Source organism: Streptomyces ipomoeae 91-03 (genome assembly GCF_000317595.1).
Lineage (GTDB): Bacteria > Actinomycetota > Actinomycetes > Streptomycetales > Streptomycetaceae > Streptomyces > Streptomyces ipomoeae.
The window spans coordinates 1-8,495 of record NZ_AEJC01000304.1 but is presented as its reverse complement, the minus strand read 5'-3'; the positions used below and the strand labels follow the sequence as shown (position 1 = coordinate 8,495).

Genomic DNA, 8,495 nt, shown 5'->3' with positions numbered 1-8,495 from the left:
CTCGCCGCTCGCGCTCGCCCGCTGGGCGCTCTGCGCCGCCCGTCCCGTGCTCTGCGACCGGTCGGCCTCCAGGCGTTTGCGGGCGCGGTAGGCCGCCACGTTGGCGCGCGTCGCGCAGCGGTCCGAGCAGTAGCGCCGGGAGCGGTTGGCGGAGGTGTCGAGGTAGGCATGCGGCACGGTGCCGCCTCGCACAGGCCGAGCCGGTCCACGCCGTACTCGGTGAGATGGAAGGCGAGGCCCATCGCGGCGATGGCGGCATAGCCCGCGGTCGCGTTGGAGGAATACATCGCCCCATTCGTGTCAGCGTTGCCTCGGCACTCCGAAGCGAGCCATGGCCGCAGCGATCGCTCCATAGATCACGGCCACCGTGATCACGAGAGCGGCGGAGCGGCCGTCGGAGGGAAGCATCAGGGCGGCCACTGTTGCGGCGCCGACGAAGGCCACATTGAAGAGGACGTCGTAGAGGGAGAAGATCCGGCCGCGGTAGCCGTCGTCGACCGAGGACTGGACGATCGTGTCCGTGGCGATCTTCGAGCCCTGGGTGACGAGCCCCAGGACGAACGCCGCGATCAATATGGGCACCTCGGCGAAGGACAGACCGAGGGCGGGTTCCAGTACGGCGGCGGCCGTCGCGCAGGTGACGATCCAGCGGGCCGGGCCCAATAGGCCGGCCGCCCAGGGCGTCAGCACTGCCGCGGTGAAGAATCCCGCCCCCGAGACCCCCACGGCGAGGCCGAGGAGGGCGAGTCCCTCGTCGGAGTCGGTTTCCCCGGAGGGGTTGGGTGACCAGGCGTACCGGCAGAGCATGAGCACCATGACCGTCAGGGCGCCGTAGCAGAAGCGCATCAGCGTCATCGACGCCAGCACCCAGGCCGCCGCGCGTCGCTCCGGCTCGGCGAGATGCCGTACGCCCCGGACCAGGCCCCGTGCCGTGCTGGCTACCGCCGTGCCCAGCCGTGGTTGCACCAACTCGGGGTCGGGGCCGAGCAGTTCCTGGGCGATACGCAGCGATGCGAATGCCGCGCAGAGGTACAGGGTCGAGCCGAGGAGGACCACTGCGGCGTCGGAGTCCGAGCCTGCCAGTCGTACCACGAAGGCGAGTCCGCCGCCCGCGGTCGCGGCGAGGGTGCCGGCCGTCGGGGAAAGGGAGTTGGCGATCACCAGACGTTCGGCATCCACCACGCGGGGCAGCGCGGCCGAGAGGCCGGCCAGGACGAAGCGATTGACGGCGGTGACGCAGAGCGCGGAGACGTAGAAGAGCCAGTCGGGCACCTGGCTCAGGATCAGGACGGCTGTCACGCATGCCAGCAGGGCGCGCAGCAGATTGCCGTACAGCAGGACCTGGCGGCGTCGCCAGCGGTCCAGCAGGACGCCCGCGAAAGGACCGACAAGGGAGTACGGAAGAAGCAGGATCGCCATCGCGGAGGCGATCGCGGCTGCGGACGTCTGTTTCTCGGGTGAGAACACGACATACGTGGCGAGCGCGACCTGGTAGACGCCGTCGGCTCCCTGGGACAGCAGGCGTACGGTCAGCAGACGCCGGAAGTCCCGGAAGCGGAGCAGGACGCGCAGGTCGCACACGACGGACATGGGGCACAGCCTCACATATGGGAAGGGCCCCCGGGCGCGTGCCCCGGAGACCCTCAACAGCCCACTACGAGCGCTCGGTCAGCGCTCGACCTCGCCCTTGATGAACTTCTCCACGTTTTCGCGGGCCTCGTCGTCGAAGTACTGGACCGGCGGCGACTTCATGAAGTAGCTCGACGCCGACAGGATCGGGCCGCCGATGCCGCGGTCCTTCGCGATCTTCGCGGCACGCAGGGCGTCGATGATGACACCGGCGGAGTTCGGGGAGTCCCAGACCTCGAGCTTGTACTCCAGGTTCAGCGGGACGTCACCGAAGGCACGGCCCTCGAGGCGGACGTACGCCCACTTGCGGTCGTCGAGCCAGGCGACGTAGTCGGACGGGCCGATGTGGACGTTCTTCGCCCCGAGCTCCCGGTCGGGGATCTGGGAGGTGACGGCCTGCGTCTTGGAGATCTTCTTGGACTCCAGGCGCTCGCGCTCGAGCATGTTCTTGAAGTCCATGTTGCCGCCGACGTTCAGCTGCATCGTGCGGTCCAGGACGACGCCCCGGTCCTCGAAGAGCTTCGCCATGACGCGGTGCGTGATGGTGGCACCGACCTGTGACTTGATGTCGTCACCGACGATCGGGACACCCGCCTCGGTGAACTTGTCCGCCCACTCCTTGGTGCCGGCGATGAAGACCGGAAGGGCGTTGACGAAGGCGACCTTGGCGTCGATCGCGCACTGGGCGTAGAACTTCGCGGCGTCCTCGGAACCCACGGGCAGGTAGCAGACGAGGACGTCGACCTGCTTGTCCTTGAGGACCTGGACGACGTCGACCGGAGCCTCGGCGGACTCCTCGATGGTCTCGCGGTAGTACTTGCCGAGGCCGTCGAGGGTGTGGCCGCGCTGGACGGTCACGCCGGTGCTCGGCACGTCGCAGATCTTGATGGTGTTGTTCTCGGAGGCGCCGATGGCGTCCGCGAGGTCAAGACCGACCTTCTTCGCGTCGACGTCGAAGGCCGCGACGAACTCCACGTCATGGACGTGGTAGTCACCGAACTGCACGTGCATGAGGCCCGGGACCTTGGACGCCGGGTCGGCGTCCTTGTAGTACTCGACTCCCTGCACCAGCGACGCGGCACAGTTGCCCACGCCGACGATGGCTACGCGAACCGAACCCATTCCGGTTGCTCCCTGTGTGTACGAGTGAGGTCCTGGCAGGGACCTCACGTGGTGGTGTCGCCGGGCGCATCCGGACCGGGGGTGTCCCCGGGCCGTGGCAGGGCGCCCGGCGCTCCCTCTGTGGTGTCGCGAGCGGGCTCTCCGTGGGCGGGGCCCTTCAGGGCCCGGCCCGCCCGCTCGCTCTCGATGAGCTCGTTCAGCCAGCGCACTTCGCGCTCCACGGACTCCATCCCGTGGCGCTGGAGCTCGAGCGTGTAGTCGTCGAGGCGCTCGCGGGTGCGTGCCAGGGAGGCACGCATCTTCTCCAGCCGCTCCTCCAAACGGCTGCGACGGCCCTCCAGGACGCGCATGCGCACATCACGGGAGGTCTGCCCGAAGAACGCGAAGCGAGCCGCGAAGGTCTCGTCCTCGTATGCGTCAGGCCCCGTCTGCGAAAGCAACTCTTCGAAGTGCTCCTTACCTTCCGCCGTCAACCGATAGACGATCTTGGCGCGGCGGCCCGTGAGTGGGGCGGCGGGAGCGTCGTCCTGGGTACCGCCCGATTCCTCGATCAACCAGCCGTTGGCGACCAGCGTCTTGAGGCAGGGGTAGAGCGTCCCGTAGCTGAACGCGCGGAACACACCCAGGGATGTGTTGAGTCGTTTGCGCAGCTCATAGCCGTGCATCGGGGCTTCGCGGAGCAGGCCGAGAACGGCGAACTCAAGGATTCCGGAGCGCCGGCTCATGTCGCCTCCTCTTCGCCGCTGACCTCGCCGACACGCGTTTATGCCGAGCTGATGTATCGACTCGATACATCCCGACGATAGAACGCCCCTGCTGAAGCGACAAGTGGGGACGCGGTGAACGGGATCACATCACCGATTCGTAGGAAACAAGTTGCCTGTTTTGGGATGAAGTTCGGTCCTCAATGGGTTTTGGCGGTGCGTAGTCTGTGCGGCATGCACACCACTGGGAACCGAGTGACGTTTGAGCACGTCGCCGTCCTGGGTGCGGTACGGATGAATGCCAACACGACCGCATCCGTACTTCGGGGGGACCGGAAACCAGCCGCCGTTTCCAGGCGCGCACGGGTGCGCCTGCCCGAGGAGTAGTCGTTCGATGAGCGAGCACCGTCGCAAACCGCCGCAGCCGCAGGGAGGCGGACGTGCCGCGGCCCGACGCGGCCAGTCGGCGTCCTCCGGCCGCCGCGCGGCACCGCGGGGCGCCACCGGGTCACTTTCCGACACTTATGGCACGGGAGGTGAGGAGAGCCCGTACGAGGGCCGCGCAGCGGCTCGACGGGCGGCGCAGAGAAGCACCGGCACTGGCGGTGGCCGCCGCAGAGCGGCCGAGCCCGCCGGGCGCGGTCCCGGTCGTGGCCGTGGGCGCGCCGCTCCTCCCGGCAAGAAGCGCTTCATCGACTACCCACGCGCCGGCAAGTACGGAGCGATGCGGTGGGTGCCGTCATGGCGCCAGGTGACGGGTCTGTTCATCGGGTTCTTCGGATGCCTGGTGGCGGCGGCCGGCATCGGCTACGCGGTCGTGTCCGTCCCCATCCCGGCCGAGGCCGCGACGGCGCAGAACAACGTGTACTACTGATCGGACGGCTCACAGATGGTCGCGACGGGTGGTGAGGTCAACCGCCAGATCATCGCGTACGAGAAGATCCCCAAGGAGATGCGCTACGCCGTCATGTCGGCCGAGAACAAGACGTTCGAGACCGACAGCGGCGTCGATCCGATGGGTATCGCCCGTGCCGTCGTCAACATGGCCAAGGGCGGTCAGACGCAGGGTGGTTCGACCATCACTCAGCAGTACGTGAAGAACGCCATGCTCGACGACCAGTCGCAGACCCTGTCGCGGAAGGTCAAGGAACTCTTCATCTCGATCAAGGTGGGTGCCCAGGTCGATAAGGAAGAGATCATGCGGGGCTACCTGAACACCGCCTACTTCGGCCGTGGCGCCTACGGTCTCCAGGCGGCGGCCCGCACCTACTTCGGCGAGGACGCGGAGAACCTCGACGCGAGCCAGTGCGCCTTCCTCGCCGCGGTCCTCAAGGGCGCCACGTACTACGACCCGGCAGGAAACACGGCGTACGACCCGGCGGCCACGGCGCAGGCGAACACCAAACGAGCCACGGAGCGCTGGAGCTGGATCCTCGACGAGATGGTCAAGGACAAGCACCTGTCGGCGGCGGAGCGGGCCAAGTACACCGAGTTCCCCAAGATCCAGAAGCCTCGTTCCAACGCTCAGCTGGGCGGCCAGATCGGCTACCTCGTCGACACGGCCAAGGGCTACATCCTCAACAACACCAAGATCACGCAGAGCCAGCTCGATCGGGGCGGCTACGAGATCCACACGACCTTCGACAAGAAGAAGGTCCAGGAGCTCGAGAAGGCCGTGAACAAGGTCCGCAAGGAGAACATCAAGCCGGACCTGCGCCCCAAGACGGACACCCACGTGCAGTTCGGTGGCGCGTCGGTGAATCCGAAGACCGGCGCCATCGAGGCGATCTACGGCGGTGAGGACGCCACCAAGCACTTCACCAACAACGCCGACGTCACCGGCGCGCAGGTCGGTTCGACATTCAAGCCGTTCGTCCTGGCAGCAGCCATGACCTGGGGCAAGCGCGACCCCGAACTCGGGGAGACACAGGCGCAGGACGAACGCACCATCGTCTCGCCGAAGAGCCTCTACAGCGGCAAGAACAACCTGAAGATCAAGGACTACAAGGGCGACATCTGGACCAACGAAGAAGGCAAGGAGTGGCTGCAGGCCAACGACGACGACGCGTCGTACGGCAGCCCGCCGAAGTACCAGATCGACCTCCGTGAGGCGATGAGGGTCTCGGCGAACTCCGCCTTCGTGCAGTTGGGCATGGACGTCGGTCTCGACAGGGTGAAGGAAGCGGCCATCGAGGCGGGTCTCAAGGAGGACAGCCTGACGGGCACCAGCTACCCGTCCTTCTCGATCGGCATCTCCGACCCCAGTGCGATTCGTATGGCGGGTGCGTACTCGACCTTCGCCGCCAGTGGCAAGCAGAACGACCCGTTCTCCGTCACCACGGTCGAGCACGAGGGCCTGACGGAGTTCGACCACGACGACATCGCCGACACCAAGCAGGCCTTCACCGCGGCGGTGGCCGACAATGTCACCGACGTCCTCAAGACCGTCGTCGAGGAGGGCACCGGTACCTCGGCCCAGCTGACCGGCCGCGAGGTGGCCGGTAAGACCGGTACCACCGACGGCAACAAGTCGGCCTGGTTCGTCGGGTACACGCCCCAGTTGTCGACGGCGATCAGCATGTACCGCATGGACGACGACGAGTCCAACAAGAACCGCACATTCCTGGAGATGTACGGCACGGGTGGCCAGGAGACGATCCACGGTGCCTCGTTCCCGGCCGAGATCTGGCACGACTACATGGAGGACGCGCTCAAGGGTGTGCCGGCGAAGGACTTCCCGGAGCCCGAGCCCATCGGTGAGATCGTCAACGACGACCCGGACCCGACCCCGACGCCGACGGTGACCGAGTCCCCGGAGGAGAGCCCCGAGCCGAGCCCGTCGCCGACCGAGAGCGAGTCGCTGCCCTCGCCCTCACCCAGTGAGACCTGCAACAACCCGTTCAACCCGAACTGCGAGGACCCCGGCACCACGGACACCGGTGGTACGGACACCTCCGGCGTCGACGGCGGGGTGACCCCGACGCCGACGGAGTCCGAGGACGATACGAGAGGCAACCAGAACGGAGGGGGCCTCTTCGAGGGCACCACCGGATAGCTCGTTGTCCGATAGGCGGCGTTTCACGTGAAACATGGGCCATCGCACCGATCGGGTGCGGTGGCCCATGTTTGTCTGCCCGGACAGGGGAGAGGTGGAGCGAGGGGTGTTTCACGTGAAACAGAGCCGTCACGGACGACGGGTTGCAGCGGTCCTCGGCGTATTCCCAGGCGCGTACGGCAGGATGTGCGGCATGCCCAGTGCAGAGACGACGCGAGTGAGCGTGGACGAGCCGGAGCCGGTGCGCCCAACCAAGGAGGACGAGGTCGCTGCGACCGGCAGTGAGCTGATCGGCGGCCCGATCGGGCGGTGGGCACTGCTCGGGGCGTCCTGGTGGACCTCTGTACGGGTCGTCGCACTCGTGGCGATCGGCGTGTTCGCCCTCGGCATGGTGCAGAAGCTCCCCTGCTACGACGGCGCCTGGTTCTTCGGGGTCAGCTCCCAGTACACGCACGCGTGCTACTCGGACATCCCGCACCTTTACCAGGGGCGCGGCTTCGCCGACGGTCTCGTGCCGTACTTCGACAAGATCCCCGGCGACATGGAGTACTTGGAGTACCCGGTGCTCACCGGTGTGTTCATGGAGGTCGCTGCCTGGCTCACCCCGGGCAGCGGCACCATCCAGGAACAAGAGCAGTGGTACTGGATGGTCAACGCCGGAATGCTGATGGTGTGCGCGGCGATCATCGCCGTATGCTGCGCGCGCATTCACCGTCGGCGCCCCTGGGACGGCCTTCTGGTGGCTCTGGCTCCCGCCTTCGCTCTGACGGCCACCATCAACTGGGATCTGCTCGCCGTGGCCCTGCTGGCCGCTGCGACGCTGATGTGGTCTCGGAAGCGTCCTCTGGCCTTCGGCGTGCTGATCGGGCTTGCCACGGCCGCCAAGTTCTACCCGTTCCTGGTGCTCGGACCGCTCTTCGTGCTGTGCTGGCGGGCGGGCAAGTGGCGGGAGTTCGGGACCGCGCTGCTCGCCGCCGTCGGGGCCTGGCTCGCGGTGAACCTTCCCGTGATGCTCCTCGCGCCCGACGGGTGGGCGAAGTTCTACCGCTTCAGTCAGGAACGCGGCGTCGACTTCGGCTCGATTTTCCTCGTCGTCTCGCAGCGGATGAACATCCAGATCACCCCGGAAACGGCGAACGCCTACGCGATGATCGCCATGCTGCTGGTCTGCGCGGGAATCGCCGCACTCACGCTGACCGCGCCGCGTCGACCGCGTTTCGCGCAGCTCACTTTCCTGATCGTCGCGGCCTTCATCGTCACCAACAAGGTCTACTCGCCGCAGTACGTGCTCTGGCTGGTTCCGCTCGCCGCGCTGGCCAGGCCCCGCTGGCGGGACTTCCTGATCTGGCAGGCATGCGAGGTCGCGTACTACCTGGGGATCTGGATGTACCTCGCGTACACGACGAGCGGTGATGCCCACAAGGGATTGCCCGCCGAGGGCTACCACGTCGCCATCATGGCCCACCTGCTGGGGACGCTGTACCTGTGCGCGGTCGTCGTGCGCGACATCCTCATGCCGGAGCGGGACGTCGTGCGCCGCGCCGGTGACGACGATCCGTCCGGTGGTGTCCTGGACGGCGCGGAAGACGTCCATGTGTACGGTGCCGCAGCTCGTCCTCCACAGCACGCGGCGCACTTCGAGGGGCCGCCCGTGGAGTGGGGAACCCGAGGCCCGGCGGATGGTTCGCCCTGAGCGAACACGGCGCGCGGAGTAATACGGAAGCGGGGGCGGCGACGTGCAGAACCCGCAGCCACAGACCCAGGACGACAACACCACCGACTACGAGTCGGACTGACCGATGGCCTCCACCGTCCTGGTCGTCACCGCGCTGGAGGACTTCACCGCGGACAAGGTCATCGCCGCGCTGAACGAGCGTGAGGTGCCCGTGGTGCGCGTCGACCCCGCCGATATCGGGCCCGGCCTCTCCTTCGGGTTCCGCATCGGAGAGGACGCCCGGCGTGGGGCGGGCGGTTATGTACTGCGA

The 8,495-nt window shown here is 67.2% G+C and carries 4 protein-coding genes and 3 pseudogenes; 3 read left to right on the top strand and 4 right to left on the bottom strand.

What is annotated here, in order from left to right; all coding sequences use genetic code 11:
* The 4 genes and pseudogenes from STRIP9103_RS53150 to STRIP9103_RS20510 all read right to left on the bottom strand — a co-directional run.
* Nucleotides 1-290: pseudogene (locus tag STRIP9103_RS53150) on the bottom strand (CGNR zinc finger domain-containing protein); the annotation flags it as partial.
* Nucleotides 291-300: 10 nt separating this feature from the next.
* Nucleotides 301-1,590 carry an MFS transporter gene (locus STRIP9103_RS20520; protein WP_009315934.1) on the bottom strand — a complete coding sequence of 430 codons (1,290 nt, stop codon included), beginning with the start codon at nucleotides 1,588-1,590 and terminating at the stop codon, nucleotides 301-303.
* A gap of 78 nt (nucleotides 1,591-1,668) precedes the next feature.
* Nucleotides 1,669-2,751, bottom strand: coding sequence for an inositol-3-phosphate synthase (locus STRIP9103_RS20515; RefSeq protein ID WP_009315936.1), 1,083 nt, complete (start codon nucleotides 2,749-2,751; stop codon nucleotides 1,669-1,671).
* 44 nt (nucleotides 2,752-2,795) lie between these two features.
* The gene (locus tag STRIP9103_RS20510; protein WP_009315933.1) at nucleotides 2,796-3,476 is read right to left on the bottom strand and encodes a PadR family transcriptional regulator; all 681 of its coding nucleotides are present in this window, start codon (nucleotides 3,474-3,476) and stop codon (nucleotides 2,796-2,798) included.
* 373 nt (nucleotides 3,477-3,849) lie between these two features.
* On the opposite strand from STRIP9103_RS20510, the pseudogene STRIP9103_RS20505 reads away from it, so the two are divergent.
* The 3 genes and pseudogenes from STRIP9103_RS20505 to STRIP9103_RS20495 all read left to right on the top strand — a co-directional run.
* A pseudogene (locus tag STRIP9103_RS20505) lies at nucleotides 3,850-6,510 on the top strand (transglycosylase domain-containing protein).
* A 184-nt stretch (nucleotides 6,511-6,694) separates the two neighbouring features.
* Complete coding sequence (locus tag STRIP9103_RS20500) at nucleotides 6,695-8,203, top strand: glycosyltransferase family 87 protein (RefSeq protein ID WP_078613985.1); 1,509 nt, start codon at nucleotides 6,695-6,697, stop codon at nucleotides 8,201-8,203.
* Nucleotides 8,204-8,309: 106 nt separating this feature from the next.
* Nucleotides 8,310-8,495: pseudogene (locus STRIP9103_RS20495) on the top strand (ATP-grasp ribosomal peptide maturase); the annotation flags it as partial.